This is a genomic window from Brevundimonas sp. (assembly GCF_035627475.1).
GTDB lineage: Bacteria > Pseudomonadota > Alphaproteobacteria > Caulobacterales > Caulobacteraceae > Brevundimonas.
Map to the genome: position 1 here is coordinate 1 of NZ_DASPLR010000050.1, position 26,597 is coordinate 26,597.

Sequence of the window (26,597 nt, forward strand, 5' to 3'; positions counted from 1 at the left end):
CCTCGCCGCCGCCGGCATCCCGGTCATGCCCTCGGTCAGCCACATCGTCCCGGTCTTCGTCGGCGACCCCGTCCACACCAAGATGATCTCGGACATGCTGCTGGAGGACCACGGCGTCTACGTCCAGCCGATCAACTACCCCACCGTGCCCAAGGGCACCGAGCGGCTGCGCTTCACCCCCTCGCCCAACCACACCGACGCCATGATGGACGACCTGGTGCAGGCCATGGACAGGCTCTGGACCCGCTGCAACGTGGCGCGAATGCCGCTCGCGGCCTGACGCCTCACCCGATCCGGGCGTCGGGGGGTGGAAGCATCCCCAGGCAAGGCTCGCGCGACCGGAAAGGCCTGGCGGAGACGGAGGGATTCGAACCCTCGGTACCCCTTACAGGGTACGACGATTTAGCAAACCGTTGCCTTCAGCCACTCGGCCACGTCTCCGGCAGGCGGCGTGGATAGCGGAGCACGCGGGCGGGCGCAACGGGTCTTGAATCGCAGGTCCGGGGCAGACCCGTGTTAACGCGACAGTGAGGGGGCCCATGCAAGGTGGCGGCGAACCCCGCCAGTGCGAGCCGACATTGACCGACGCCGCGAGCCGCCTTTCGTTCGATGCCGATCCGGCCGTGGCCGGCGGCCTGGACGTGTCCGGGCTGCAGGCCCTCGCGGGCTCGATCACCGCGGACAGGGACGGCAGGGCCGGCGCCAGGACCGAAGGGGCGGCCCGCCGAGGCCCCTTCCGGCCTGAGGTTTGGCTGAACGCGCGCCAGCGCCACGCATCGCGGCTGGCGGCGCACTATTTCCGGGCTTTCGACGTGCTGGCGGTGATCGCCGTAACCCTGCTCTGCGCCGGCGCGTCGACGCCGGGATCGCTGCTGCATGCGGATGTGTCGTTGCTGGTCCCCTTCGGCCTGGGCGCCCTGACGGTGCTGGCCCTCATGCGCTCGCTCGGCCGCTACCGGTTCGCCCGGGGCCAGAAGACCTCGCTCCATCTGGCGTCCGTCGCCGGGATCGTCGCGGCGGCCGCCGTCGTGGCCATGGCGACCGGCTGGGCGCTGCAGGGCGGGGACTCCCAGTGGTCGGCCTGGCTGGTGTGGAGCGGCCTGGTGCTGGTCAGCCTCCACGCCCTTCACATGGGCTGGAGCGACATGGTGGGTCGCTGGCGGGCGTCGGGCGCGCTGACCCCGAACATCGTCCTGGTCGGGGCGACCCGGCGGGCGGAGACTCTGATCCGCGAGGCCCTGAAGCGGCGCGACCTCAATGTGCTTGGCATCTTCGACGACCGCCTGGCGCGCTCGCCCCAGGCCATCGAGGGCGTGCCGGTGCTGGGCACGGCGGACGACCTGCTGACCCACAAGATGACGCCCTATGTCGACCGGGTGGTGCTGGCCATCGACCCCAAGGCCGAGGCGCGGGTGCGCGAACTGAACGCCCGGCTGCGGATCCTCCCCAATGAGGTCACCCTGCTGGTCGAACCCAACGGCGAGGCCGAGACGCGCTCGGCGCTGGACCGGCTGGCGGCGGCCCCGCTGGCCGATGTGCAGGGGCCCGTCGATCACGACCGCCGCGCCTTCAACAAGCGGCTTCAGGACATGGTGATCGGACTGATCGCCCTGGTGCTCCTCGCGCCGCTGATGGCGCTGATCGCCTTGGCCATCCGGCTGGACAGCCCCGGCCCGATCTTCTTCCGCCAGCGCCGTCACGGCTTCAACCACGAGGAAATCGTGGTGTGGAAATTCCGGTCGATGAAGCAGGAGGCGGCCGACGCCACGGCCAGCCGACAGGTGACCCACGACGACGACCGCATCACCCGCGTCGGCAGGTTCATCCGCAAGACCAGCCTCGACGAACTGCCGCAGTTGCTGAACGTGATCACCGGCGAGATGTCGCTGGTCGGGCCCCGCCCCCACGCCATCGGCATGAAGACCGGCCATGTCGAGAGCGCCCGTCTCGTCGCCGAATACGCCCACCGCCACCGCATCAAGCCCGGCATGACCGGCTGGGCGGCCGTCAACGGCTCGCGCGGTCCGCTGCACACCGCCCAGGACGTGCGCCGCCGGGTGCAGCTGGACATCGATTACGTCGAGCGCCAGTCGCTGTGGCTGGACCTGTGGATCATGGCCGTCACCGTGCCCGTGCTGCTCGGCGACCGGTCCGCCATTCGATGAGGCGGGGCCGCTGATGTTCTGGCGCGGCGTCTGGGGCTATCTGCCGGCGAATATCGTGCAGGGGGTGGTCGGCTTCCTGTCGATCGTGCTGTTCACCCGTCTGCTCAGCCCGGACGATTTCGGCCGCTACGCCCTCGCCTTCTCGGTCATGACCCTGGCCCATGTGGCGGTGTTCAGCTGGCTGGAGGCGGCAATGGCGCGCTTCTGGGCGGCCCAGACGCCGGGCGCGGCGACACAGGGCCATTTCGCCAGCCTGTACCGGACGGCCTTCGTCCTGAGCGTCGGCTTTCTGATCGTATCGGGACTGGCGGTCTGGGCCTGGCCCGGCGACGCGCTGTTCCGCATCGCCCTTGCCGCGGGCCTCGCAGGGGCGCCGGCGCGCAGCCTGGTCAAGCTGGGCCAGGAGCGCTACCGCGCCGCCGGCGAGGTCGGCAAGGCGGCGTGGCTCGACATTGCGGTGACCATCGGCGGTCTCGCTATCGGCGTGGGCTTCGCCCTGACCGGATGGGGCGGCGCGGCGCCCCTGCTGGGCGTCGGCCTGGCGCCGCTGGCGGCCCTGCCCTTCGTCCTGCCCGGCGAGCTGAGGCAGGCGCGCGGCGGCGGCTTCGAGCCCGCCCGGGTGTGGGGCTATGCGAGGTACGGCTATCCGATCGCGGCCTCGCTGGCTCTGACCGTGGTGCTGTCGTCGACCGACCGCTTCCTGTTGGCGGCCTTCATGGACGAGGCGGCGGTGGGCGCCTATCACGCCGGATATTCGATCGCCAACCGGACCCTGGACGTGCTGTTCCTGTGGCTGGGATCGGCGGGGCAGCCGGCGCTGATCATGGCGCTGGAGCGGGGCGGGCCGGACCGGCTGAAGACGGCCGCGCGCGAGCAACTGTCGACCTTCCTGCTGATCGGCTTGCCGGCGGCGGCAGGGGTCGCCCTCGTGGCCGGCCCCCTCGCCGAGGTCCTGATCGGCGAGGAGCTGAGGGTGGCGGCGGCCAGCGTGACGCCGTGGATCGCCCTGTCGGCCCTGCTGTTCGGCCTCACCGCCTATTATTTCGGTCAGGCCTTCACCCTCGGCAAGAAGACGAAACTGCTGCTCATCGCCATGGCGATCCCCACCGGCATGAACGTGGTGCTGAATCTGATCCTCGTGCCCCGCTTCGGCCTGATGGGGGCGGCCTGGGCGACGGCCGCCAGCTTCGGCATCGGCCTGCTGGCGACGCAGATGATCGGTCGCCGCGTCATGGCTCTGCCGATACCGTGGGAGAACCTGGTCCGCTGCGGCGTCGCGACGGGTGTGATGGCGGTGGTCGTGGCGCAGCTGCCCGCCATCGGCGGCATCGCCGAACTGACGCTGGACGCCACCGTCGGCGGAATGGTCTACGCCGCCGCCGCCCTGACCCTGAACGCGGCCGGCGTCCGCGATGTGGCGGTGCGGCTGCTGACCCGGGGACGGAGCGCGACGGCATGAGCGTGCCGACGAAGATCACCGACAATGCGGCCTGGAAACGGGCCAGACCCGCCCTGTCGGTGTTGACCCCGTTCCTGCGTGACGATCCCGCCGAGCTGCTCGCCCTGCTCGACGAGGAGGCGGCCTCTGTCGGGGGCGCGATCGAGGTCATCGTGCTGGACGACGGCACGCGCGACGCCGCGCTGACGGCGCGGCTGACGGCGCAGATCAGGGCCATGGCCCTGCCCGCCCGGCTGATCACCCTGCCCGCCAACGAAGGCCGCTCGATCGGCCGCAACCGGCTGGCGGCGGCGGCCCGCGGCGGCAGTCTGCTGTTCCTCGACAGCGACATGCGGCCGGACCATCGCCGGTTCCTGCGCGACTGGGCAGACCTGGTGGCGCGCGAGGATCCCGCGGTGGCCTTCGGGGGCTTCTCCCTGCTGCAGGCGCCGACCGACGCACGCTTCGCCGTGCACCGCGCCATGGCCGCGAAGTCGGAATGCGTGCCCTATACGGAGCGGGCGAGGCAGCCGGAGAAATACGTCTACACCTCCAACCTGCTGGTCCGCCGCGACGTGTTCGACGCCGAGGCCTTCGACGCCGGCTTCACGGGCTGGGGCTGGGAGGACGTGGAGTGGGCCATGCGGGTGTCGCGCCGGTTCAGGGTCGTGCACATCGACAACGCCGCCACGCATATGGGACTGGACACGGTGGCCTCGCTGGCCGGGAAGTACGAACAGTCCGCGCCGAACTTCGCCCGCATGGCCGGCCGGCATCCCGAGATCGTGGCCGCATACCCGAGCTACAGGGCGGCCAGGCTGCTGAAGCGGCTGCCGGGCCTGTCCTGGCTTCGTCGCAGGATGCGGGGCGCCGCCGAGGCGGACTGGCTGCCGGTCGCCGCCCGCGCCTTTTCGCTGCGCCTGTATCGCGCGGCCCTCTATGCGGATGCGGTGTGATGGCCGACGTCGCGATCATCGTTCCGACGCTGAGGCGGCCGGAGAGCCTGGAGCGCGCCCTGCGCTCCCTGTTCGCCCAGACCGCCGTCGGCGACCGGGTGTCGGAAATCGTGGTGGTCGACAACGACCCCTCGGCGTCCGCCGCCGCGGGCGTCGAGGCCCTGCGCCGGCTGGCGCCGTGGCCGCTGGTCTATGTGCATGCGCCGCGGCCCGGCGTCGCCACGGCGCGCAACGCCGGACTGGCGGCCACCGCCGCGCCGCTGATCGCCTTCCTCGACGACGACGAGGCCGCCGCGCCGGGATGGCTGTCCGCCCTGCTGAAGGCCAGGGACTCCACGGGCGCCGACGCCGTGTTCGGCCCGATCGCCGGCCGCGCCCCTGAAGCCAGGCCGTGGTTGAAACCGTATCTGGAGCGGTTCTTCGGGCGCGAAGGTCCGACTTGCACCGGCCTGATCGAGACACCCTACGGCTGCGGCAACTCGCTGATGGTGCGCGCCACCGCCCTGCCCGGCCCGGCGCCGTTCGACGCCGCCGCGGACCAGGCCGGCGGCGAGGACGACGCCCTGTTCGCGGCGCTTCAGGCGCGCGGCGGACGGTTCGGCTGGGCCGCCGACGCCATGGTCGAGGAGTTCGCGCCGGCCCACCGGGCGACGCTGAGATATGCCCTCGCCCGCGCCTTCGCCTACGGACAGGGCCCCAGTCAGACGGCGGCGGCGAGCCGCGACTGGCCCGCGGTGCTGCGCTGGATGGTCATCGGCGCCGGCCAGGCCGTGGTCTGGGGCGCGGGCGCGGCCGTCCTGACGCTGGTCCGCAGCCCGAACCGGGCGGAACTGTACGACCGCACCGCCCGCGGCGTCGGCAAGCTGTTCTGGATGAAGGGCCTGGAGCCGCGCTTCTACGGCGCGCGAGAGCTGGCGCGGCTGGAAGCCGCCGAGACCTAGCCGGTCAGCCGCCTCAGGAACGCCGGCGGCCTGTAGGTCGAGCGGTTGACGACCACGCCGGCGATCTTGCCGCCCGCGGCCTCGATCTCGTCGCGCAGGATCAGAGGATCGCCGGCCGCCGTGCTCTCGGCCGCGACGACCAGAACCGTGGCGTCGACGAACGGCGCCAGGGTGATGGCCATGGCGTTGCGGTCCGCGGCAGGACTGTCGATGACCACCGTGTCGGCATGCTTGCGCAACGCGTCCCAGTAGCGGGGGTCGGCCAGCGCCTCGGCCCGCTGGCCGGAACGCAGGTGCTCTGCCGCGAACCGGGTCACCCACAGCCGCCCGCCGAGGCAGGGCCGCGCCGTCAGAAGCCGGGCGGGATGCACCGGCTTGCCGGTCCGGTCGGTGATCCGCGGGGTGACCGCGAAGAAGATCGAGCCGTCGGGGGTGGCCATCGCCGCCTTGCCGAGCGTGCCGAAACGGTCCGGCTCGGCAGCCACGGCTTCCATCTGGCCCTGCTGGGCGAGGTCGGCGTCGATCAGCCAGACAGGCCGGCGCGCCCGGACCGCCGCCAGCCGGGCGTATTCCCGCGCCACGGTCGAGACGCCCTCGCCGGAATTCGCGGCGGCGATCTGGATCACACGTCCGCGGTGACCCGGCGAAGGGCCCAGCGCCGCCCAGAGAGCGGCCATTTCGGATGTCAGGTCGACCATCGAATCGCTACGCGCCCGGCTACAGGTCCCTACGCTACCATGACGGGCGCAGGGACATGCATCACCGGGCCTTCATCGGGGCCACCGCCAGAACCGGCATCTCCAGCGTCCGGCCAGTGGAGGCGGGCGTGACGTAGCCGCGCCGGGTGAACACCCTCAGCAGGCCCACGCACAGGGCGGTGAAGCCGGCGAACAGGAAGACCACCGCCAGCAGCGGCGCCTTCAGGCTGCTCCCCCGGGTCGGCGCCTCCGCCCGCTCGATGACGGTCACGTTGTCGGCTCCGGCGGCGACCAGGGCGTTGTCCGCCTGGGCCGCGGTTTCACGCTGCTGGAACTCGCGGATGTAGTTCGTCAGCACTTCGCGGTTGCCGAACAGGTTGGCGTTGGTCGACTCGAGCCGGGTAAGCTCGGCCTGCCGGGCGCGGATCTGCGCGAGTTGCCTCTCCGCCACCGCGAGTCGCGCCGCGAGCCCGTCGCGGTCGGCGGCCGCGGTGATGCGGGCCGTTTCGATGGCGGTGAAGACGGTGCTGGGCCCGGTGCGGACTTCCTTGGCGCCGACGGTCGTGCCGGTCGCGACATAGGCCTGCAGGTCGGCGATCTGCTGTTCGATGTCCTTCACCGGCTGGGCGTCGGGCGTGTAGCGCGACAGCAGGACCTCGCGCTGGGTGCGCAGTTGCAGGATCTGGTCCTGCGCCGAGACATTGAGGTCCTGCTGCAGGACCACCTCGGCCGGCTGCTGGGCCAGTTGGGCCTCGAGGGTGTTGAGGCGCTGGTTGGCCTGGTTCAGCTGCGCCCGCAGCGACAGGGCTTCGGCATAGGTGGTCTGGTAGACGGCGGCCTGCGCCGCCTTGGCGGTGGCGAAGTCGCCGATGTCGTTCGACGCGATGAAGGCGTTGTAGGCCGCGTCGGCCTCGGCCAGCTCGTCCTCGAACGCCTCCCGCTGGGCGGCGATGGCCGGGGTGGTGCGATCGCGGAAGACCGTCCGGCGCTGGACCAGGTACTGGTCGACGATGGTGTTGAGGATCCTGGCCGCCTTCACTGGATCGTCGGCGGCGTAGGACACGGAGATGATGGCGCTGCCGGCGGTGGTGCCGACGCCGAGCCCGCTGTCCAGGACCTTCAGCGCGGCGGCCTCCCTGGCTGCGGCCGTCCCCGAAGCCCTGGGCCCAAGGATGGTGTCGGCGCCGAGCGCCTTCACCGCGCGCCGTTTCACCTCCAGGCTGCCGAGGATCTGGGCTTCGGACAGGGCGACGGCGTCAGCTTCCAGCGGCTGGCCCCGCTCCGTGGTTCCGATACGCGGCTGATAGACATATTCCTGGCCGACGCCGGCGTAGACGCTGGCCGTGGCGGTGTAGGACTTCTTGAGCGTCAGGACCGCCGCCGTGCCGATCGCGAAGACCAGCAGGAAGACGACGACCATCAACAGCAGTTCCCGGAACAACAGGCCGACGACGTCGACGAAGCCGTAGCGCGGGCGGACTGTGGTGTAGGCCGTCGTACGCATGCGGGCGGACTGATTCCATCAACTGGGGCGACGGGGACCAGCCTTGGGCCACCGGCGTTAACCATCGGTTACGCATAAGCGGCGACGCTGGCCTGGACGCTGCTTCCGGGAACGACTCCGCCATGTCCATTGACCGCCGCCTGCTGCTTCTGGGCCTCGCCGGCGCCGGCGGGATGCTGGTCACCGGGTGCGGCGGCGGCGACTACGGTTCGCGGATGCCGCGGCCGATGACCTCCGGGGGCGAGCGGGTGCGCGAGGTCGGACGGACCGCCTTCCCGGAGATCGGCTTCGCGGACTGGACCGAGACCGAGCCGGAGTATGTCCTCTACCCCGGCGACGAGATCGAGATCGCCACGCCGACGGCCGTCGAACTGACCCGTACCCAGAAGATCGGGCCTGACGGACGCATTTCCCTGCCGCTGGTCGGGCAGATCATGGCGGCGGACCGCACCATCGCCGAGGTCGAGGCCGATGCGGCGGCGGCCTTCGCCAGCCAGCTGCGCCGGCCCATCGTCGAGGTGACGCTGAAAGCGGCGGGACCCATCCGCGTATGGGTGGGCGGTGAGGTGCGCACGCCCGGCATGATCGAGATGAACGGCGACCTGGACGCCTATCAGGCCGTGATCCAGGCCGGCGACTTCCTGCCGACCGCGCGCCAGCACGAGGTGGCGCTGATTCGGCGTGGTCCCGGCGGCGTGCGCATGATGCGGGCCGTCGACCTGCGGCCCCGGCGCGGCGAGGTCGTCGCCCTCCGGCGCGGCGACATCATCTTCGTGCCGCGCTCGAACCTGGGTGAGGTGGCGAACTTCGTCACCCTGTTCCGCAACGCCTTGCCGATCGGCTTCAGCTATGCCATCGGCGGGCAGTACCAGAATTTCTAGGGCGAGAACCGGAGCCCCACTTCGTCGCCGGCTTGCCAGACGACCGTGCAGTCACGCTCCCCCGCCGCCAGCTTCAGCACGACCGCCCCGGACAGGGCGACGCCACGGGTCGAGGTGAGCCGGACCTTGGCGCCGCCCTCGTGCATGTTCCTGACCACGACGGCGTGCGCTTCCCTCATGGGGCCGTGAATGATCTGGCCGGTGACCGCGATCCGCGGCCGTTCCCGTGTCCGATGATCAGGTCCTCGCATCGTCCGCCATCCGTATTCCGGCCGACCGTCTAGCCCCTTCCCGGCGGAAAAGCTTTAACGACGGCAGGCCGGGCTCAAGTCAGGCGGCGAGCCTCACCACGCCGGCGTCGATCCAGCGGCGAGCCGCCTTCTGCGCTTCGGCGATCTCGTCCTGCTCCATCTCCTGGCTCATCTCGCGGCGGTAGACGCGCGCCTCGATGGAGCCCTTCATGGCTGCAAGGTTGAAGATCATGTGGGCCGAAACCCGGTCCATAGGGCAACCGCCCTGGCCGCTGGAATACATCATGCCCAGACGAAACAGGTCGTCCCCGTTCATGTCGGCGGTCGGCAGGGGCAGGCCCTGCTCTTCGTTGGTCGTGGGCGCCGTTTCTTGCGCGATCATCACCGTATCTCCCGAACCGGAACCTTTCTGGCCCCGCCCTGTGACACGAATGAAATACCCGCGGTTTGAAGTTAAAGTTAACAGCAGCAGGCTGTCCGGGCGCTTTTCCGGCGAGACGGACCGAATAGTGGAAGGCGTAAAGACCTCTGAAATCTCTTCGAAATCTCTGATTTACGACCGCTAACGAAACATCACCCGAAAGCTTACAGGCGGTTACCGCGCGCGCTGCCCGAAGAGCACCTTGCGGGCCTCCTCGGCCGCCTTGTCCGAAGCGGCGAGATTGCGGCGCAGGTCGTTGCCCAGCGCCCTGCCCGCGATTACGCCGGGCCGTTCGCCCACCCGCGCCATCCACGACTTCAGGTTCGGGAACTCGTCCAGCGACTGGCCCTGGTGCTCCGGCAGGATCCACGGCCATATCGCCATGTCGGCGATCGAATAGTCGCCAGCAACGAAGTCCCTGTCCGCCAGGCGGCGGTCCAGCACGCCGTAGAGCCTGTGCGTCTCGTCTGTGTAGCGGCGGACGCCGTAGGCGAGCTGTCGCTGGTCCCTGATCATGGCCGGAGCGTACTGGCGGAAATGGTGGGTCTGCCCCGCCATGGGGCCTAGCCCGCCGACCTGCCAGAACAACCACTGGTCGACCTCGGCCTTGCCGCGGGGATCTTGCGGATAGAAGCGGCCGGATCTGGCCCCCAGATACTGCAGGATGGCGCCGGACTCGAAGATCGCCAGCGGCCGGCCATCAGGTCCGTCCGGATCGACGATGGCCGGCATCCGGCCGTTCGGGCTTATCGCCAGGAAGGCCGGAGAGAACTGCTCTCCCGCGCCGATGTTCACCGGCTTCATATCGTAGGGCAGACCCATCTCCTCCAGGGCGATGGAGATCTTCCAGCCGTTCGGCGTCGGCCAATACCAGAGTTCGATGGGTCGGGACACGGAACGCTCCTGCTGGCGGCGACGCCCGCACGTGGGCGCCGGCGGGTCCGGGCGCAACGTCGTGGCCAAACCTGACAGCGACGTTCAGACGCAGTTCATCGCCCGCGGCCGAGCGTGGCGTGATTAACGGGCCGGCGCCGCTTCCGTCCCGCCCCAGGATGGAGAGTGACATGAACCGCTTGACCAGGGCCGCGATCATCGGCCTGACGCTGGCGACGACCGCTGCCCCGCTGGCGGCCGAGGCCCAGAGCCGCCGCGACCGTCAGGAACGCCGCGACGACCGCCGCGAGTATCGCCAGGACCGGCGCGAAGATCGCCGCGAGTACCGTCAGGAGCGGCGCGACGACCGCCGTGACTGGCGCCAGGGCGACTACGACAGCCGCCGCGACTACCGTCAGGACCGACGCGAGGACCAGCGGGAGTTCCGCGAGGAGCGTCGCGACGATCGACGCGACTTCCGTCAGGACCGGCGCCAGGATCGGCGTTGGGACCGCAGCAACCGCGACTGGTGGCGCGGCCGCGATGACTTCCGCGACTATCGCGGGGCCCGCAGCGGCTACTGGTACGCGCCCAGCTACGGCTACTACCGGGTCGAGCCGCGCTACTACGGCTACCGTTGGCAGCGCGGAGGCTATCTGCCGTCGTCCTACCGCAGCTACTATGTGCGGGATCCGTATGTGTATGGCCTGCGTCCGGCTCCGCGCGGCTACCGCTATGTCCACGCCGGCGACGACATCGTGATGATCGCCATCGCCACCGGCCTGATCGCCAGCGTCCTGAGCGACGTATTCTAGACCCGTCAGCCCAGCGGTTGAACGGAAGCGCCCCGGGGGTCCGCCCCCGGGGCTTTTTCGCACCCGATGGCCGGGTCGCCGCATTTCGTTCAGTCACGGTTCATCCGGCGGACGCGACCCTGCAGTCAAGCCGTCTGACAGGGGCGTGCGGGGAAGAAGACGAGAATGAAACGCTCATTGATGGTCGCCGCGGCGCTCGCGGCTTTCGTCGTGCCCGCGGCCGCGCCGCTCGCCGCTCTGGCGCAGGACCAGGAGCTGCAACCGCCCCGCAGCCGCGGAGAAGCGCGCGAACAGCGACGCGAGGCCCGGGTCGAGGCCCGAACCGAACGGCGGGCCGAAACCCCTCCGCCCGCGCCGCGGCCGGCCGAGCCGGACCGCCCGGCCCGCCCGCCGCAGCTTGACCGGCTGGAGCGTCCCGACCGTCCCCGCCAGGAACGCCGCGAGGACCGTCGCGAGGACCGGCAGGAGCGTCGCGAAGAGCGGCGCGACGACCGGCAGGAACGGCGCGCGGACCGGCCCGATCGGCCGGCCCGTCCCGAGATCCGCCAGGACAGGCGCGAGGACCGGCGGGAACGCCGCGAGGATCGCCGCGACGACAGGCAGGACCGCCGGCAGGAGCGGCGCGAGGATCGCCCGAACCGTCCGGACCGACCGCAGGACCGGCAGGAGCGTCGCGAAGAGCGCCGTGAAAACCGCCAGGAGCGCCGCCAGGACCGGCGCGAGGATCGGCAGGAGCGCCGCGAGGACCGGCGCGAGTACCGCGAGTTCCGCCAGCGCTTCAACGGCGACCACTGGCGGCGCGACTGGAACCGGCGTCATGGCCGCGACTGGTGGCGTCACGACCGGCGCTGGCGCGGCTACGGCGGCGTCCGCATCGGCTTCTATTTCGCGCCGGGGTACGGCTACTACAATGTACCGCGCAACTACTGGAACCAGCGCTGGCGCGTCGGGGAGTTCCTGCCCTCGATTTTCTGGCGCTACCGGCTGGACGACTGGCGCACCTACGGCCTCGGCTATCCGCCGGAGGGCACGCGCTGGGTGCTGGTCGACAACCACATCTATCTGATCGACGAGTACGACGGCTATATCATCGACGTCATTTACGACGCCTGGAGCTGGTAAGCCGTCAGGACACGGAGGAAACGCCGTCGGGCTGCGGGGCCGGGCGGCGTTTTCCTTTGCCGGGGCAAGGTTGCAGCCGCGTCCGCGCCGCGTCAGAACCGGTGCATGAGCGACGCGGCGATCAGCGACACGACAAGGGGCGAGGAGGTTCCGTCCTCGCGCGCGCCGCAGCTTGAGCTGTCGGAGGCCCTGCTGGCCTCGCCCGCCCGGTTCTTCAACCGGGAAATCTCGTGGCTGAAGTTCAACGGCCGGGTGCTGGAGGAGGCCGCCAACCCGGCCCACCCCCTGCTCGAGCGGCTGCGCTTCCTGTCGATCTCGGCGAACAACCTCGACGAATTCTTCATGACGCGGGTCGCGGGGCTGAAAGGCCAGGTGCGCGAGCGGGTGCGAGTTCTGTCGGCCGACGGTCTGACCGCCGCCGAACAGCTGGAGAAGGTCAACGTCGCCGCCGGCCGGCTGATGGACGAGCAGCAACGGCGCTGGCGCAAGCTGCGCAAGGAACTGACGGCCGCCGGCATCGAGGTGGTCGACCCGGCGAAGATCACCCGCACGGAGCGGGAGCGGCTGGAGCCGGAGTTCCTCAGCCAGCTGTTCGCCATCCTGACGCCGATGGCCATCGACCCGGCCCACCCCTTCCCCTTCCTGCCCAACCTCGGCTTCTCGCTGGCGCTCAAGCTGCGCCGGCGCACTGACAACCGGACCCTCTACGCCCTCGTGCCGGTGCCAACCCAGGTGAAGCGCTTCTGGCCCCTGGCGACCGACGGACGGTCGACGCCGGGGCGCAAGCGCTACATCGCGCTGGAGGGCCTGTTGACGCTCTTCATCGACCATCTGTTCCCCGGCTGCGACGTGCTGGAGCGCGGCGTGTTCCGCCTGATCCGCGACTCCGACATCGAGATCGAGGAGGAGGCCGAGGACCTGGTCATGGAGTTCGAGGAGGCGTTGAAGCAGCGCCGGCTCGGCTCGGTCGTGCGCATCAAGATCGAGGCGTCGATGCCCGACGACCTGCGCACCTTCATCACCAACGAGCTGGACGCCGCGCCGCAGGACATCGTGCTGGTGGACGGCATGCTGGGGCTGGCCCAGGTCTCTGACATCATCCCGAGCGGCCATCCGGACCTGAAATTCCCCGGCTACGAACCGCGCTATCCCGAGCGGGTGCGCGACAACGGCGGCGACATCTTCGCCGCCGTCCGGGAGAAGGACATGCTGATCCACCACCCGTTCGAGAGCTTCGACGTGGTGGTCCAGTTCCTCCGCCAGGCGGCGCGCGATCCCAACGTCATCGCCATCAAGCAGACGCTGTACCGGACCTCGCGCGACAGCCCGATCGTGGCGGCCCTGATCGAGGCGGCGGAGAACGGCAAGAACGTCACCGCCCTGGTCGAGATCAAGGCGCGTTTCGATGAGGAGGCCAACCTCAAGTGGGCCCGCGCCATGGAGCGGGCGGGCGTCCACGTCGTCTTCGGCTTCGTCGAGTACAAGACCCACGCCAAACTGAGCGTCGTGGTTCGCCGCGAGGGCGAGGGACTGAAGACCTACTGCCACTTCGGCACCGGCAACTACCATCCGGTGACGGCGCGCGTTTACACCGACCTGAGCCTGTTCACCTGCCATCCAGTGCTCGGGCGCGACGCCTCCCGGGTATTCAACTACATCACCGGCTACGCCACGCCGGACGAGCTGGAGGCGCTCGTCGTCTCGCCTCTGAACATGAAGGCGACGCTGATCGACCTGATCGGTCACGAGATGGCCGCCGCCGCCAAGGGCAAGCCGGCCGCGATCTGGGCCAAGCTGAATTCGCTGGTCGACCCGGGGGTGATCGACGCCCTTTATCGCGCCAGCCAGTGGGGGGTGCGCATCGAGCTGGTGGTTCGCGGCATCTGCTGCCTGCGCCCGGGCGTGCCGGGCCTGTCGGAGAACATTCGGGTCAAGTCGATCGTCGGCCGCTTCCTGGAGCATGCCCGGATCGTCGCCTTCGCGAACGGCCGCGACCTGCCGCATGACAAGGCGAAGCTGTTCATCTCCTCGGCGGACTGGATGACGCGGAACCTCGACCGCCGGGTGGAGCTGATGACGCCGGTGCTGAACGCCACCGTGCATGACCAGGTGCTGGACCAGATCATGGTCGCCAATCTCAAGGACGACGCACAGAGCTGGGTGCTGGACTCCGGGGGCGACTATCACCGGGTGACGCCGGCCGACCCGGAGCGGCCGTTCTCGGCCCACAAATATTTCATGACCAACCCCAGCCTGTCGGGGCGCGGGCGCAAGGTGAAGACCCTGCCCGGCCACCTCAGCTACGAGCCGTCGCGGAAGAAGCGTTGATGCCTGAGGCCCTCGCCGCCGCCCTCGGCACGCCCCGCGAATTCGCCGCCATCGACATCGGCTCCAACTCCGTCCGCATGGTGCTGTACCGGCTGGAGGGACGTGCGGTCTGGACGGTCTTCAACGAGAAGGTGCTGGCCGGACTCGGCCGCGACCTCGCCTCGACCGGCCGCCTGTCGGAGGACGGCGCCGCCCAGGCCCTGACGGCGCTGAAGCGGTTCGCCGCGGTGATCGACGGCGTCAGACCGGCGCAAACCTTCGTGGCCGCCACCGCCGCCGTGCGGGAAGCCGCCGACGGCCAGGCCTTCTGCGAGCGCGTGGCGGCCGAGACCGGCCTCGTCATCCGCGTGCTCTCGGGCGAGGAGGAGGCGCGCTACGCCGCCCTCGGCGTCATCGCCGGCATGCCGACGGCGCGCGGCGTGGCCGCCGACCTGGGCGGGGCCAGCCTCGAATTGGTCCGCATCGGCGATCGCGGCGTGGAGCGCGGCGTCACCCTGCCGCTCGGCCCGTTCTCCCTGTCCAGCGATGATCCTTCCGATACAGGGAAGTTGCGCGAGACCATCGCCAAGCGCCTCAAGCCCGCGGGCGATTTCAAGACCGACACCCTCTACGCGGTCGGCGGCGCCTGGCGCACCCTGGCGCAGGTCCACATGGGCCACGCCCGTTACCCGCTGCACATCGTGCACCAGTATGTGATGGAGGCCGGAGAGGCGCGCGACATCGCCCGGCTGATCGCCCGCTCGTCGAAGGCCTCCCTCGAAAGCTGGAAGGGCCTGTCGAAGAAGCGGGCCGAGACCCTGCCCCACGCCGCCCTCGTGCTGGAGGGGCTGATCGAACGGCTCGGTCTCGAGCGCATCGTGCTGTCGGCCTGGGGCGTGCGCGAGGGTCTGCTCTACGAGGCCCTGGACGATGAGACGGTGGCGGCCGACCCGCTGTTGGCGGGGTGCACCGCTCTCGGCGCGCGGCAAGGCATTTCACCAGGTTTGCCCGGCGCCCTGTTCGGCTGGATCCAGCCCATCGTGGCCGCCCTGCCCGAGGCGTTCGGCCGGGAGCGGGACCTGACGCTGGCCGACGCCGCCTGCCGCCTCGCGGACCTGGGGGCGCGGCTGCATCCCGACCACCGCATCGAGCTGGCCTTCGACCAGGTCCTGCGGGCGCCGATTCCAGGTCAGACCCATGCCGAGCGGGCCTGGCTGGCCACAGCCGTCAACGCCCGCTACGGCGGGGGCGCAGGCACGCCCGAGCCGGACACCGTCGGTCGGCTCCTGACCGAAGAGCAGCGCACCACGGGCCGCGCCCTGGGGCTGGCCATCCGCCTGGCGTGCGACCTGTCGGGCCGGTCGCCGCAACTGCTGGTCAACGCTCATGTGGCGGTCACCGACGGCGTGCTCGTCCTGACCGCCTCGGAAGGTTACGCCGATGTGTTGCTGGGCGAGCAGACGCGGCGGCGCGGCAAGGCGCTGGCCGAGGCGATGGGGCTGAAGCTGGATATCCGCAGCGGCGGCTGAGGCGCCGCCCCGGGGGCTCAGTCGCCCATCCACCAGGTCAGCCGGACGCCCTCGAGCGTCTGGCCGCCGACCCTCAGCGTGCCGGTCATGACCACGCCATCGCCGCCGAGATTGCGCCTGGCCGTGGCGAGGGCGCCGGGGTCGAGACGGCCCTCGAACGTCACCCGCCCCAACTCGGTCGAGTCTCCCGAGAAGGCGACGGCGGTGTCGCTGACGGCATAGGACGTCGGCAGAACGCGGGCCGTGACGCTGCGCGTCTCGCCCAGTTCGGTCTCGACCATCGGGCTGGTCGAATCCTCGAACTCGAGCATGACCGGTGCGAAGGGATCGCCGCGGGCCCCGCCCTCCCAGCTGGCGAACTCCGCAGGCTGGCCGATGAACAGGTGATCCAGCCGCCACTTGCCGACATTCACCTCGCCAGCCGGCATGTAGTAGCCTGACAAGTCCGAGGTCATGGTGTGGGCGAACCCCGCCGCCGGCGGCGCGGGCGCTTCGCCGGGGGCGTCAGCGGGCGCAGGCGGACGGTCGCAGGACGCCGCGGCCAGGGCGGCGAACAGCGCGGCGGCGGTCAGATGTCTGATATGCATGGGGCCCTCCTGCGCCCAACCCACCACGCGCCGCCACCGCTGTCGAGCCCTAGCGGTCCAGCGCACGGTCCAGCGCACGGAAGCTGGCGATCGACAGTTCCGTGGCGCTGATGAAGACAGACGGCGTGATCTTGTCGAAGTCGTCCGAAGGGCGGTGATAATCGGGATGGTAGTTCACCCCCAGATAGAGGAACGGCACCTGCGCCCGGTGGAAGGCGGCGTGGTCGGAAGACTCCACCCAGTTGTCCTCGCCGGTGTCCTGGGGGGTGTCCTTGCCGAAGGCCAGGGCGACCGCCCCATTGGCGGGGATCTGTTCCAGCACCGGCCGGAAGGCCGGGTTCTGATAGGTGCCGGTGACCCACAGCTTGCCGTCGGTTTCGGCGCGGGCGGTCATGTCGAAATTCAGGTTCATCGAGATCGAGGCGAGCGGCACGGGCGGCGCCTCGACGAAATGCTTCGCTCCGAGCAGGCCGCGCTCCTCGCCGTCCAGCGCCACGATCAGGACGCTGTGGTCCGGCGCCTGGCGCTTCAGGTCGGCGGCGAGGGCCAGCATGGTCGCCACGCCCGAGGCGTTGTCGTCGGCCCCGTTGAAGACCTGGCCGTCGTTGACGCCGACATGATCGTAGTGGGCCGTCACGACGATGTACCTGTCGGTGACCCGTCTCCCGGGAACGACGCCGATCACGTTGACGCCATTGAAGGTCTTCGGCCCCTCGCGGGTGCGTCCCTGCATCTCCCAGGGCTGTTCGCGCCCCACCGGGGGAGCCGCGACGCCGAGCGCTTCCAGGCGGCCGATGATGTAGGCCCGCGCCATCGCCCCGCCCGGCGCCCCCGTGTCCCGGCCCTGCATGTCGTCGGCGGCGAGGATACGGACGTCCTCGAGCAGCTGGACGTGCATCGCGGAGGGCTGCGGCGCAGCCGGAGCGGCCGGCTCCCTGGGTGCGGCGCAGGCGCCCAGCAGCAGCGCGACAGCGAACGGCGACAGGGCGGCGAGACGAAGATGGCGCATGGGGACTCCGTGAGATTCTTCACGCTTAGCAGGCGACCGCGACGTCGTCAGGTTAAGCTCGTGTCATGAGGCGGAAACGGACCCGCCCTCGCGGCGTTCGCGCCGGATGCTAGAAGTCGGTCGAAAAGATGGAGCGAACCCGATTCCCATGGCCGACATCGCCGTCGATCAGCTGACCGAGGAACAGGCCCGGGAGGAGTTCACCCGGCTGACGACCGAGCTGGCGCACCACGACGCCCTCTATCACGGCCATGACGCGCCGGAGATTTCCGACGCCGAGTACGACGCCCTGAAGCGCCGGGCGCTCGACATCGAGAGCCGCTTCCCCGAACTGACCATGGCCGACTCGCCGTCCCAGGTGGTGGGCGCCGCGGTGTCGAGCCAGTTCGCGCCAGTGCGCCACGGCGTGCCTATGCTGTCGCTGGACAACGCCTTCGACGGCGGCGAGGTGGCGGATTTTGTGGCCCGCATCCGACGTTTCCTGAAGCTGGCCGCCGACGAGCCGGTGGCCTTCGTCGCCGAGCCCAAGATCGACGGCCTGTCCGCCAGCCTTCGCTACGAGAGCGGCGTGCTGGTGCGTGGCGCGACACGGGGCGACGGCCGGACCGGCGAGGACGTCACCGCCAACCTGCGCACCATCGCCGACATTCCCGAACGCCTGTCCGGCGCCGGCTGGCCTGCCGTCATCGAGGTGCGGGGCGAGGTCTATGCGCCCAACGACGCCTTCGACGCCTTCAACGCCGCAGCGGAGGCGGCGGGGGCGCGCACTTACGCCAACCCGCGAAATTTCGCCGCCGGTTCGCTGCGCCAGAAGGATGCGGCGATCACGGCCCAACGGCCGCTGCGCTTCTTCGCCTATGCCTGGGGCGAGATCTCCGCGCCGTTCGCGTCGACGCAGTGGGAGGCGCTGCAGGCGCTCAGGTCGTGGGGCTTCCCGGTCAATGAGCGCTCGAAACGGGTCGAGGACGCCGGCGGGCTGATGGCGCTCTACGACGCACTGCAGGCCGACCGGGCGACGCTCGGCTATGACATCGACGGGGTGGTCTACAAGGTCGACCGGCTGGACTGGCAGGAGCGGCTCGGCTTCGTCGCCCGGACGCCGCGCTGGGCCATCGCGCACAAATTTCCGGCCCAGCAGGCGCAGACCGTTCTGGAAGGCATCGACATCCAGGTCGGGCGGACCGGCTCGCACACGCCGGTGGCGCGGCTGCACCCGGTGACCGTCGGCGGTGTGGTGGTACGCAACGCGACGCTGCACAACGCCGACGAGATCGAGCGGCTGGACGTGCGCATCGGCGACACGGTGACCCTGCAGCGGGCCGGCGACGTCATTCCGCAAATCCTCGGCGTGGTGGACGGCGACCGCCCCGGCCGCGGCGAGCCCTACGAATTCCCGCACATCTGCATCTGTCCGCTGAAGACGGCGCTGGTGAAGGAGACCAACGCCTCGGGCGTGGAGTCCGTTGTGCGGCGCTGCACCGGGGAACTGGCCTGTCCGTTCCAGCGCATCGAGCATCTCAAGCATTTCGTCAGCCGGCGGGCCTTCGATATCGAGGGATTGGGCGAGAAGCAGCTGATCGCCTTCCACGAGCGGGGCTGGATCAACGAACCGGCGGACATCTTCCGCCTGGCCCGGGACGCGGAGAAGCTCGACGCGCTTCGTGCCGAGGACGGCTATGGCGAGACCAGCGTGCGCAATCTCGTCGCCGGCATCGCCGCGCGGCGAACCATCGCGCTGGACCGCTTCATCTACGGTCTCGGCGTGCGCGATATCGGGGAGCAGACCTCGATCGTGCTGGCCCGCGCCTTCGAGACCTGGCCGGCGTTCGAGGCCGCCTGCCTCGCCGCGGCCGATGGCCTGCCGAGCGAGGACTGGGTCCGGCTGAACGAGACCCACGCCGTCTCGCCCCGGGTCGTCGCCGCTCTGGCCGCCGCCACGCCCCCGGCGGACGATCCGTGGCCGGAGGCGCCGATTGACCAGAAGATCGCCCTCGCCTTCCCCGGCCTCGCGGCCCCGGCCCGGCGCGGACTGGCGACGCTGGCGGACGACTGGGGCGGGCTGGTCCGGCTGGCGCAAGTGGCGCGCAACGAGGGGCCCTCCGAGGGTCTGGGCCAGATCGCCGGAGTGTCCGGCGTCGGCCCGGTGGCGGCGCGGGCCCTGGCCCTGTTCTTCCGCGAGCCCCACAACCGGGCCATGGTCGACGCCCTCGTGGCCGAGCTGGACCGGATCGAGGACGCCGAGAAGCCGAAGTCCGACACCGCGGTCGCCGGCAAGACCGTGGTGTTCACCGGGGCGCTGGAGCGCTTCACCCGGGACGAGGCCAAGGCCCGGGCCGAGAGCCTGGGGGCCAAGGTGTCCGGGTCGGTGTCGAAGAAGACCGACTACCTCGTCGCCGGCCCCGGCGCCGGGTCGAAACTGGCCGAGGCGCAGAAGCATGGCGTGGCGGTGCTGACCGAGGACGATTGGCTGGCCCTGATCGGCGGCTGATCAGTAGAAGTCGCGGCTTTCGAGCGTGCGGGTCTGGCCGCTCTCGAGCGTCAGGGACACCGTGCGGCCGGCGGGCCCGGTGACCACCGCCCTGAGCGCCGCCGCGTCGAGACCGGCCGCCGCCACGCCGTCGATGGCTGTGATCCGCTCTCCACCGGTCCAGCCCGCTTCGGCCGCCGGCGAGTTCGGCGAGACGCGCTGGACCACGATCGCCGCGCCGTCCTTGCGCAGGCTCAGGCCGAGGCGGTCGCGGGCGAACGGCTGCTCCAGGCTGCTGGAGTCCGCGCCGAGCCACAGACGGCCGCCGGCGAAGTCCGTGACCAGGCGGAAGCGCCCCAGCACGCCCATGCCGACGTTGCCGGCGGTGCGGTCGCTGTCCACCGCCGACGGGCCGGCAGGCGGGAACACGGCCGGCACGTCGCGCAGCTCGAACCCGGCGATCCCGACGGACTGGATGGTGGCGATGCCGCTCTCGCGCATGCCGCCGACCGCCCCGGACATCACGGTCGAGGCCCGCCGGCCATCCAGCAATCCCTCGGCCCCGGCATAGGCCGGATAGATGATCAGGGCGCCCCCGTTGCCGGTGTCGAAGTCGAACAGCGCCGGCGGCCGGCCCTCGACGGACAGGGCCACGGCCCGGAGAGCGCCGGTCGAGACCAGCGGAACCTCGGTCAGGCCCTCGGGGGCGACGAAGCCCTGCCGCTCGTGGAAGGCGAGCCGGCGCGCCGGGAAGTCGATATCGATGATCAGGCCGTTGAAGGCGTCCTTGCCCAGCACCACCGGCAGCGGGCGTCCGATGGCCTGGCCGATGGCGGCGAGATCGACTACGGCGACCGTCCGGTCGGGGAAGGTGATCCCGTCGAGCCCGATGGTCACGCCCGGGGCGAACTGGGCGGAGCCGACGCCCCCGGTGCCGACGGCGGCCACCTCGCCGCTGGCGCTCAGCCCGAGACGCTCGGCGAACGCCTTGTCCAGCACGGTCATCTCCGCGCCGCTGTCGAGCAGCACCTCGGTCTCGACGCCGTTGACCACGGCCGGGATGTAGATGCGGACGCCGGCGTACAGGTCGAAGGGCATGAAGCCGCTTGAGGCCGCGGCGCCGTCGATGACGTGGGCGGCGGCGTGCGCGGGACGGGCGAAGGCGTCGTCCGGCAGGTCCGGATTGGCGTCGACGGCGGTCCAGCGGATGGCCCCCTCCTCGCCCAGACCGTCGGCGGAAATCTCGGCGAACGGCATTCGCACGCCCTCGACCACGCGCCAGTCGTCGAAGCGGACGAAGGCCTCGCGCCGGTCGCGGACGCGTCTCAGGCCATGCAGGGCGCCGGTATCGGGATCGATGTAGAGTTCGTGGATGTCGTCGTCGCCGAAGTCCACCGCGACGACGGCGAAGGTCCGGCCGTCGCGCACCGCATCCGCCTTGCGGTCGAGCCGGGAGAGATCGTCCAGCACGGCCTCGAACATCAGCAGGGCGTCGCGGCGCAGGTCCTCGGCGGCGGCGGGCGCGATGTCCTCCACCTGGCCGGCCGGGGTCAGGGTCCAGCCCTCCGTGCGGCGCCGGGCGCTGGCGGTGCGCACGACGCCGAGGTCGATGTCGCGGCGCAGGTCGCCGTTCGTCGTGGCGATCTGCTCGATGACGCCTGCCAGGCCCGAGCCGGTCATCGCCCCGGTGGCGCGGACGGCGGTGAGCTGTTCGAAGGCCGCGCCGCCGCGCCAGGCGCGGTAGCGCTCGAGCACCGCGGTCGGGTCGTCGGCCCAGGCGCTGGCCGGCAGGCCCAGCAGGATCAGGGCGGCGGCGAAGGGGGCGGGTTTCATGCGGAGACCTCCTGAGGGTCGGGTGAGAGGCTGACCGGATCGGGGCCGATCAGGGCGCGGAGGCCGCGGGGCGCCGCCCGCAGCAGGGAGAGGCCCGCCAGCGGCTCCAGAGCCTCGGAAGCGACGCCGGTCAGGCGGATCTCGGCGGAGAGGCCGCTGTGCTGCAGGCAGCTGAGATAGGCGCTGTCGCTCCAGATGGCGCGGCGGACGCCGTCCATGGCGGGGGTCATCAGGGCGACCAGATGCTCGGCGGCGTCGACCACGAGGCTGAGCTGGGCGCCGGGCCAGCGATCGCGGGCGACGCCCTCCCCCGCCGCCCGGCGGGCGATGACGCCGGCCATCGGCTCGACCGGGCCGTAGACGAGGCCGGCGACGGTGACGCCGCGGGCGGCGGTGGCCTCGAGCGGTTCGCGCAGCGCCGCCAGGGGGGCGTCGAAGAGGTCGAAGAGGACGATGTCCCGGGCCCCGGCGAGCATGGCGCGGGCCCGTTCGAGGACCTGGTCCGGGTCGGCGATCTGATAGAGGCGGTCGTCGGCGGGCGCGACGGCCAGGCTGGCCAGTCTCCGCTCCGCCTCGGCCTGGCGGTGGGCGAAGCTTCCGGCGAGGACGGCGAGCAGTTCGGCCGGGCGGGCCGCCCTCCAGGTGCGGGGCTCGGTCTCGTCGACCAGCACCGCGGCCTTGCGCCCGAGGGCGGCGAGCGCCTGGTAGACGTTCGGCGGGGCCTTGCCGACCAGCTTGGCCAGCCGGTAGCCGGTGGCCGGGCCGCTGGCCAGCAGGGCGCAATAGACCCGGGCCTCCAGCTCGGTGAAGCCGAGGGCCGCCAGGGCCTGTTCCGCCTCGTTCTGATCCGATGTTATTTGCATGTGCAAATACTATCGGCGCCGCGCTCCGCCCCGCCAGTTAAATCGCGGTAAGGCTCAGCGGTTCAGCGCCGCCCTCGCCGCCTCGGCGTAGCGGTGGCCGGACGCGGCGCCCTTGGGGAAGACGGCGTCGATGCGGGCCATGTCCTCCTGGGTCAGGGTCAGGTCGACGGCCGCGACGTTGTCCTCCAGCGTCCGGATGCGGCGGGTGCCGGGAATGGGCACGAGGTGCTCGCCCTGCGCCAGCACCCAGGCCAGGGCCAGCTGGGCGGCGGTGACGCCCTTTTCGGCGGCGATCGCCTGCACGGCCGAGACGAGGTCGAGGTTCTTCTGGAAATTCTCGCCCTGGAAGCGGGGGTTGGAGCGGCGGAAGTCGTCGGGGGCGAGGTCGTCGACCGACTTGATCTCGCCGGAGAGGAAGCCGCGGCCGAGCGGGCTGTAGGGCACGAAGCCGATGCCGAGTTCCTCGCAGACGGCGAGCAGTCCGTCCTCGGGGTCGCGGGTCCACAGCGAATATTCGGTCTGCAGGGCGGTGACCGGATGGGTCGCATGCCCCCGGCGCAGCGTCTCGGGCGCGGCCTCGGACAGGCCGAGGAAGCGGACCTTGCCCTCGGTGACCAGCTCGGCCATGGCGCCGACGGTCTCTTCGATCGGCGTGTTCGGGTCGACGCGGTGCAGGTAGTAGAGGTCGACGTGGTCCATGCCGAGCCGCTTGAGGCTGCCCTCGATGGCGCGGCGGACATTGGCGGGCGAGCCGTCGACCATCAGGGCCGAGCGGTCGGCGTTGTAGCCGATGCCGAACTTGGTCGCGACGAAGGCGCGGTCGCGGCGGCCGGCCAGGGCCTTGCCGAGCTGGATCTCGTTGGTGTGGGGGCCGTACATCTCGGCGGTGTCAAAGAAGGTGACGCCGAGGTCGAGGGCGCGGTGGATCACCGCCGTCGCCTGCCCCTCGTCGGAGGCCTGGCCGTAGAAGGCGGCCATGCCCATGCAGCCGAGGCCGATGGCGGAAACCTCAGGGCCCGAACGGCCCAGTTTGCGCGTCTTCATCGGCGCATCTCCTGAAATGTGAGGAAGCCGGCGACGCATCCGCCGACGCACGGGAGATGGGCGCCGTTCGGCCTCATTTCAAGCCAGCGATTTCGCGCATTGCGTCCATCCGGCTTCGGGGCCGATAACCCAGTTGTTCAGCCAGTTTCCGCAACCGCTCGCTCTCTTCCGGGTCGGTCCTTTGGATGAACACGCTCTTCTCGTGGACTGCCGCGGGATCGTTCCGCGCCACCAAGACGTCGAGATAGCGCAACGCCTTGGGCCGGTCGTAGTCGCACAACAGCCAGTGACGGTATCGGCGCCGCACCGCTTCGGTTTCGGTCGGCTCGACCCCGAGTTCCGAGGCATCGAGACACCAGAAATCAGATGGGTTGACGGCAGTTCTCAACACTTCTGCGTCTGGAGCCGGAGGCCGTTTGACGTCCCGGCGTCCGATATCCTGACAGCCGGTCAGCCCCAGAATGACGAAGATGAGGAATCGGCGGGTCACAACTCCGCACAAGCCGCCTTCAGCCAGTCAAGCGCCGCCCCGTCGAGCAGCGGCCCCACCCTGGCCAGCACCCCGGCGTGATAGGCGTCGACGTAGGCGCGCTCGTCCGGCGTCAGCAGGTCGACGTCGATCAGGCGGCGGTCGAGCGGGGCCAGGGTCAGCTGCTCGAAGCCGTGCATGGGGCGCTCGCCGCCGGGGATCGGCTCGGGCGGGGTGACCACCTGCAGGGTCTCGATACGGATGCCCCAGTGGCCCTCGCGATAGTAGCCGGGCTCGTTGGAGACGATCATGCCGGTCAGCAGCGGCTGGCTGTTGACCGCCTTGGCGATGCGCTGCGGCCCCTCGTGGACGCCGAGGTAGCTGCCGACGCCGTGGCCGGTGCCGTGGTCGTAGTCGAGGCCGGCCATCCACATCGGCAGGCGCGCCAGGGCGTCGATCTGGTGCCCGGTCGTGCCCTCGGGGAAGCGCACCGTCGCCATGGCGATATGACCCTTGAGCACGAGGGTGAACATGCGGCGCTGGTCGGCGGTCGGCTCGCCCACGGCCATGGTGCGGGTCACGTCGGTGGTGCCGTCGAGATACTGGCCGCCGCCGTCGACGAGCAGGAGCGAGCCCTTCTCGATGCGGCGGATCTTGTCGCCGACGGGTTTGTAGTGCGGCAGGGCGCCGTTGGGGCCGGCCCCGGCGATGGTGTCGAAGCTGAGGTCCTTCAGGGCGCCGGTGGCCTCGCGGAAGCCCTCCAGCGCCTCGGCGATCTCGCGCTCCGTGGGCAGGGTGCGCTGCGCCACCGTGTCGACCCAGTGCAGGAAGCGGGTCAGGGCGGCGCCGTCGCGGATATGGGCCTGACGCGCGCCCTCGATCTCGACCGGGTTCTTGCAGGCCCGCGGCAGGGTGCAGGGGTCCATGCCCCGCACGACCGTCGCGCCGACGGCCTCGAGCCGGTCGAAATACCAGGCGGAGGACTGGCCGGGATCGATCAGGACGGACTGGCCGGACAGGCCGTCGAGCGCGGCCGGCAGGGCCTCGGGCGCCTCCAGCGCGACGGCGTCGCCGAGCCAGCCGGGGAGTTGGTTGGTGACCTTGCGGGGATCCATGAACAGGCGCGCCGTCCCGTCCGTCCTGACGATCGCCTGCGACAGGGGCAGCGGCGTGCGGATGACGTCGCCGCCGCGGATGTTGAACAGCCAGGCGATGGAGGCCGGGGCGGTCAGGACGGCGGCGGCGGCGCCGGCTTTCGCGACGGCCTCGCCGATGCGGGCGCGCTTGGAGGCGCTGGTCTCGCCGGCGTAGCGGTCGTCGTGCGGGACGACGGGAGCGGCCGGCTGCTCCGGCCGTTCGCCGCCCCAGGCGAGGTCGAGGGGGTTGGGCTCGACGGGCTTCAGCTCGGCCCCGGCCCGGGCGGCCGCCCGCCTGAGGGAGGCCAGCGAGTCCGGGCTGTGCAGGCGCGGGTCGTAGCCGATCACCGCCCCCTTGGGCGCGCTCTCGAGGTAGCGGGCCACGCCCTCCCCCTCGAGGCTGAGGATTTCGAACTGCGCCGGGTCCACCTGGGCCCTGACCTGCACCGTGTAGCGACCGTCGGCGAAGACGGCGGCGCGATCCTTCAGGACCACGCCCGCGCCGGCCGAGCCGGTGAAGCCGGTCAGCCAGGCGAGCCGGTCGTTGGCGGCGGGGAGGTATTCGTTCTGGTGCTCGTCCTCGTGCGGGACCAGCAGGCCGTCGAGGCCCTGTTCGGCCATTTTCGCGCGGAGGCGGGGCAGATGTCGGGCCCCGAAGGACGGGTCGGTGGTTTCATCGAAGGACTGGCGCATGCGGGCTAGATAGCCTTCGTCGGACCGATTGGGGAGGGCCTGCCGTGCCCGGCCGTCCGCGAACCGGGCATCAAGTCGCGCCTTCCGGCGAGTTTCGCTCGAAAGGTTGGGGAGGGAGCGGGGCGTCCGGGCCTCGCCCGGTGCTGTTGTGTTGTTACCGTTTCGACGAGGTGGACGCCCCGCGCGGTCGTTTTCCACACGCCGTCCGGCTGGCGGCCCGATTGAGGCCTTGCCGGGGCGCGGCGGAGCCATTGCTGGACCCCGCCGCGGGTCGGACATGACCGTACAAGGACGGCATCGGCCCGAACCTCGAGGCGCGCGGCGAGCAAGGAAGGCCATCCATCGACCTCCACGAGGACCCCCGAACTCTCCTTCGCCCGGGCTTCATCGCTCGACCACAGCCCGCCGTCATCGAGAAGCGTGGATCCGACGCCCTCCCCGTCCGACGGGATGGCAGGAGTATGCGCGCGGGTCTTCCTGCGGCGGGAAGAAGGGGTTTAGAAAAGGGGATGTGATTGAAACGGCCGGATATTTTTCGCTGAACCCGACTATAATTCCGCGAAAGGGTAGCACAGCGTCACGCCCTGCTTTCGTC

General features: G+C 70.7%; 23 protein-coding genes and 1 tRNA gene. 11 read left to right on the forward strand and 13 right to left on the reverse strand.

The window, feature by feature from the left end; all coding sequences use genetic code 11:
• Positions 1 to 280: aminotransferase class I/II-fold pyridoxal phosphate-dependent enzyme (locus tag VEA62_RS13915; protein ID WP_324822871.1), on the forward strand; the 280-nt coding region annotated here is incomplete at its 5' end.
• 69 nt (positions 281 to 349) lie between these two features.
• Here VEA62_RS13915 and VEA62_RS13920 read toward each other — a convergent pair.
• Positions 350 to 441, reverse strand: a tRNA-Ser gene (locus tag VEA62_RS13920).
• Between the two features lie 137 nt (positions 442 to 578).
• Between VEA62_RS13920 and VEA62_RS13925 the strand changes: the two genes are divergently transcribed.
• The 4 genes from VEA62_RS13925 to VEA62_RS13940 are packed head-to-tail and all read left to right on the forward strand — an operon-like array spanning position 579 to position 5,500.
• The gene (locus tag VEA62_RS13925) at positions 579 to 2,165 is read left to right on the forward strand and encodes an exopolysaccharide biosynthesis polyprenyl glycosylphosphotransferase (RefSeq protein WP_324822873.1); all 1,587 of its coding nucleotides are present in this window, start codon (positions 579 to 581) and stop codon (positions 2,163 to 2,165) included.
• A gap of 13 nt (positions 2,166 to 2,178) precedes the next feature.
• Positions 2,179 to 3,624 carry a lipopolysaccharide biosynthesis protein gene (locus tag VEA62_RS13930; RefSeq protein WP_324822875.1) on the forward strand — a complete coding sequence of 482 codons (1,446 nt, stop codon included), beginning with the start codon at positions 2,179 to 2,181 and terminating at the stop codon, positions 3,622 to 3,624.
• Positions 3,621 to 4,559: a glycosyltransferase family A protein gene (locus VEA62_RS13935; RefSeq protein ID WP_324822876.1), complete on the forward strand. Its 939-nt coding sequence runs from the start codon at positions 3,621 to 3,623 to the stop codon at positions 4,557 to 4,559. Before VEA62_RS13930 ends, VEA62_RS13935 begins: the two co-directional genes overlap by 4 nt.
• Positions 4,559 to 5,500 (forward strand): glycosyltransferase family 2 protein, encoded by a 942-nt coding sequence (locus VEA62_RS13940; protein ID WP_324822878.1) that lies wholly within the window; start codon positions 4,559 to 4,561, stop codon positions 5,498 to 5,500. The genes VEA62_RS13935 and VEA62_RS13940 overlap by 1 nt, the downstream gene beginning before the upstream one ends.
• Here the strand turns inward: VEA62_RS13940 and VEA62_RS13945 are convergent.
• Together VEA62_RS13945 and VEA62_RS13950 are read right to left on the reverse strand one after the other, a co-directional pair.
• Positions 5,497 to 6,198, reverse strand: a complete 702-nt coding sequence (locus VEA62_RS13945) for a hfsB (protein WP_324822880.1) — start codon at positions 6,196 to 6,198, stop codon at positions 5,497 to 5,499. The two genes, VEA62_RS13940 and VEA62_RS13945, sit on opposite strands and share 4 nt — an antisense overlap.
• 61 nt (positions 6,199 to 6,259) lie before the next feature.
• The gene (locus VEA62_RS13950) at positions 6,260 to 7,702 is read right to left on the reverse strand and encodes a chain-length determining protein (RefSeq protein ID WP_324822882.1); all 1,443 of its coding nucleotides are present in this window, start codon (positions 7,700 to 7,702) and stop codon (positions 6,260 to 6,262) included.
• A 122-nt stretch (positions 7,703 to 7,824) separates the two neighbouring features.
• On the opposite strand from VEA62_RS13950, the gene VEA62_RS13955 reads away from it, so the two are divergent.
• Positions 7,825 to 8,583 carry a polysaccharide biosynthesis/export family protein gene (locus VEA62_RS13955; protein ID WP_324822884.1) on the forward strand — a complete coding sequence of 253 codons (759 nt, stop codon included), beginning with the start codon at positions 7,825 to 7,827 and terminating at the stop codon, positions 8,581 to 8,583.
• Here the strand turns inward: VEA62_RS13955 and VEA62_RS13960 are convergent.
• The 3 genes from VEA62_RS13960 to VEA62_RS13970 form a co-directional block, all read right to left on the reverse strand.
• Positions 8,580 to 8,834 carry a PilZ domain-containing protein gene (locus VEA62_RS13960; protein WP_324822886.1) on the reverse strand — a complete coding sequence of 85 codons (255 nt, stop codon included), beginning with the start codon at positions 8,832 to 8,834 and terminating at the stop codon, positions 8,580 to 8,582. The two genes, VEA62_RS13955 and VEA62_RS13960, sit on opposite strands and share 4 nt — an antisense overlap.
• 79 nt (positions 8,835 to 8,913) lie before the next feature.
• Positions 8,914 to 9,216: a sel1 repeat family protein gene (locus VEA62_RS13965; protein WP_324822888.1), complete on the reverse strand. Its 303-nt coding sequence runs from the start codon at positions 9,214 to 9,216 to the stop codon at positions 8,914 to 8,916.
• 213 nt (positions 9,217 to 9,429) lie between these two features.
• Entirely contained in the window at positions 9,430 to 10,149 is a 720-nt protein-coding gene (locus VEA62_RS13970; protein ID WP_324822890.1) for a glutathione S-transferase family protein, read from the reverse strand.
• A 170-nt stretch (positions 10,150 to 10,319) separates the two neighbouring features.
• Here VEA62_RS13970 and VEA62_RS13975 point away from each other — a divergent pair, with 170 nt between their 5' ends.
• From VEA62_RS13975 to VEA62_RS13990, 4 genes are all read left to right on the forward strand, one after another.
• Positions 10,320 to 10,943: an RcnB family protein gene (locus VEA62_RS13975; protein WP_324822892.1), complete on the forward strand. Its 624-nt coding sequence runs from the start codon at positions 10,320 to 10,322 to the stop codon at positions 10,941 to 10,943.
• 165 nt (positions 10,944 to 11,108) lie between these two features.
• Positions 11,109 to 12,065: an RcnB family protein gene (locus tag VEA62_RS13980; protein WP_324822894.1), complete on the forward strand. Its 957-nt coding sequence runs from the start codon at positions 11,109 to 11,111 to the stop codon at positions 12,063 to 12,065.
• Positions 12,066 to 12,170: 105 nt separating this feature from the next.
• Positions 12,171 to 14,393: an RNA degradosome polyphosphate kinase gene (locus tag VEA62_RS13985; RefSeq protein ID WP_324822896.1), complete on the forward strand. Its 2,223-nt coding sequence runs from the start codon at positions 12,171 to 12,173 to the stop codon at positions 14,391 to 14,393.
• A complete protein-coding gene (locus tag VEA62_RS13990; protein WP_324822898.1) occupies positions 14,393 to 15,901 on the forward strand; it encodes a Ppx/GppA phosphatase family protein in 1,509 nt (502 codons plus the stop codon). The genes VEA62_RS13985 and VEA62_RS13990 overlap by 1 nt, the downstream gene beginning before the upstream one ends.
• Positions 15,902 to 15,918: 17 nt before the next feature.
• Here the strand turns inward: VEA62_RS13990 and VEA62_RS13995 are convergent, their stop codons facing one another.
• Both VEA62_RS13995 and VEA62_RS14000 read right to left on the reverse strand, forming a co-directional pair.
• Complete coding sequence (locus tag VEA62_RS13995; protein ID WP_324822900.1) at positions 15,919 to 16,488, reverse strand: hypothetical protein; 570 nt, start codon at positions 16,486 to 16,488, stop codon at positions 15,919 to 15,921.
• Between the two features lie 49 nt (positions 16,489 to 16,537).
• Entirely contained in the window at positions 16,538 to 17,497 is a 960-nt protein-coding gene (locus tag VEA62_RS14000) for a M28 family peptidase (RefSeq protein WP_324822902.1), read from the reverse strand.
• A gap of 148 nt (positions 17,498 to 17,645) precedes the next feature.
• Here VEA62_RS14000 and ligA point away from each other — a divergent pair, with 148 nt between their 5' ends.
• Positions 17,646 to 19,985: an NAD-dependent DNA ligase LigA gene (gene ligA / locus VEA62_RS14005; RefSeq protein ID WP_324822905.1), complete on the forward strand. Its 2,340-nt coding sequence runs from the start codon at positions 17,646 to 17,648 to the stop codon at positions 19,983 to 19,985.
• Here the strand turns inward: ligA and VEA62_RS14010 are convergent, their stop codons facing one another.
• The 5 genes from VEA62_RS14010 to VEA62_RS14030 form a co-directional block, all read right to left on the reverse strand.
• Positions 19,986 to 21,797, reverse strand: a complete 1,812-nt coding sequence (locus VEA62_RS14010) for an aspartyl protease family protein (protein WP_324822907.1) — start codon at positions 21,795 to 21,797, stop codon at positions 19,986 to 19,988.
• A complete protein-coding gene (locus VEA62_RS14015; RefSeq protein ID WP_324822909.1) occupies positions 21,794 to 22,660 on the reverse strand; it encodes a TrmB family transcriptional regulator in 867 nt (288 codons plus the stop codon). The genes VEA62_RS14010 and VEA62_RS14015 overlap by 4 nt, the downstream gene beginning before the upstream one ends.
• 54 nt (positions 22,661 to 22,714) lie before the next feature.
• Complete coding sequence (locus VEA62_RS14020) at positions 22,715 to 23,704, reverse strand: aldo/keto reductase (protein ID WP_324822911.1); 990 nt, start codon at positions 23,702 to 23,704, stop codon at positions 22,715 to 22,717.
• Between the two features lie 73 nt (positions 23,705 to 23,777).
• Positions 23,778 to 24,194, reverse strand: a complete 417-nt coding sequence (locus tag VEA62_RS14025; RefSeq protein ID WP_324822913.1) for a hypothetical protein — start codon at positions 24,192 to 24,194, stop codon at positions 23,778 to 23,780.
• A complete protein-coding gene (locus tag VEA62_RS14030) occupies positions 24,191 to 26,002 on the reverse strand; it encodes an aminopeptidase P family protein (RefSeq protein WP_324822915.1) in 1,812 nt (603 codons plus the stop codon). The genes VEA62_RS14025 and VEA62_RS14030 overlap by 4 nt, the downstream gene beginning before the upstream one ends.
• Between the last annotated feature and the right edge of the window lie 595 nt (positions 26,003 to 26,597).

Excerpts from the sequence above, each read along its gene's own strand:
- VEA62_RS13930 (WP_324822875.1), top strand. The coding sequence starts at position 2,179 with ATGTTCTGGCGCGGCGTCTGGGGCTATCTGCCGGCGAATATCGTGCAG.
- VEA62_RS13935 (WP_324822876.1), top strand. The coding sequence starts at position 3,621 with ATGAGCGTGCCGACGAAGATCACCGACAATGCGGCCTGGAAACGGGCC.
- VEA62_RS13940 (WP_324822878.1), top strand. The coding sequence starts at position 4,559 with ATGGCCGACGTCGCGATCATCGTTCCGACGCTGAGGCGGCCGGAGAGC.
- VEA62_RS13945 (WP_324822880.1), bottom strand. The coding sequence starts at position 6,198 with ATGGTCGACCTGACATCCGAAATGGCCGCTCTCTGGGCGGCGCTGGGC.
- VEA62_RS13950 (WP_324822882.1), bottom strand. The coding sequence starts at position 7,702 with ATGCGTACGACGGCCTACACCACAGTCCGCCCGCGCTACGGCTTCGTC.
- VEA62_RS13955 (WP_324822884.1), top strand. The coding sequence starts at position 7,825 with ATGTCCATTGACCGCCGCCTGCTGCTTCTGGGCCTCGCCGGCGCCGGC.
- VEA62_RS13960 (WP_324822886.1), bottom strand. The coding sequence starts at position 8,834 with ATGCGAGGACCTGATCATCGGACACGGGAACGGCCGCGGATCGCGGTC.
- VEA62_RS13965 (WP_324822888.1), bottom strand. The coding sequence starts at position 9,216 with ATGATCGCGCAAGAAACGGCGCCCACGACCAACGAAGAGCAGGGCCTG.
- VEA62_RS13975 (WP_324822892.1), top strand. The coding sequence starts at position 10,320 with ATGAACCGCTTGACCAGGGCCGCGATCATCGGCCTGACGCTGGCGACG.
- VEA62_RS13980 (WP_324822894.1), top strand. The coding sequence starts at position 11,109 with ATGAAACGCTCATTGATGGTCGCCGCGGCGCTCGCGGCTTTCGTCGTG.
- VEA62_RS13985 (WP_324822896.1), top strand. The coding sequence starts at position 12,171 with ATGAGCGACGCGGCGATCAGCGACACGACAAGGGGCGAGGAGGTTCCG.
- VEA62_RS13990 (WP_324822898.1), top strand. The coding sequence starts at position 14,393 with ATGCCTGAGGCCCTCGCCGCCGCCCTCGGCACGCCCCGCGAATTCGCC.
- VEA62_RS13995 (WP_324822900.1), bottom strand. The coding sequence starts at position 16,488 with ATGCATATCAGACATCTGACCGCCGCCGCGCTGTTCGCCGCCCTGGCC.
- VEA62_RS14000 (WP_324822902.1), bottom strand. The coding sequence starts at position 17,497 with ATGCGCCATCTTCGTCTCGCCGCCCTGTCGCCGTTCGCTGTCGCGCTG.
- ligA (WP_324822905.1), top strand. The coding sequence starts at position 17,646 with ATGGCCGACATCGCCGTCGATCAGCTGACCGAGGAACAGGCCCGGGAG.
- VEA62_RS14010 (WP_324822907.1), bottom strand. The coding sequence starts at position 21,797 with ATGAAACCCGCCCCCTTCGCCGCCGCCCTGATCCTGCTGGGCCTGCCG.
- VEA62_RS14015 (WP_324822909.1), bottom strand. The coding sequence starts at position 22,660 with ATGCAAATAACATCGGATCAGAACGAGGCGGAACAGGCCCTGGCGGCC.
- VEA62_RS14020 (WP_324822911.1), bottom strand. The coding sequence starts at position 23,704 with ATGAAGACGCGCAAACTGGGCCGTTCGGGCCCTGAGGTTTCCGCCATC.
- VEA62_RS14030 (WP_324822915.1), bottom strand. The coding sequence starts at position 26,002 with ATGCGCCAGTCCTTCGATGAAACCACCGACCCGTCCTTCGGGGCCCGA.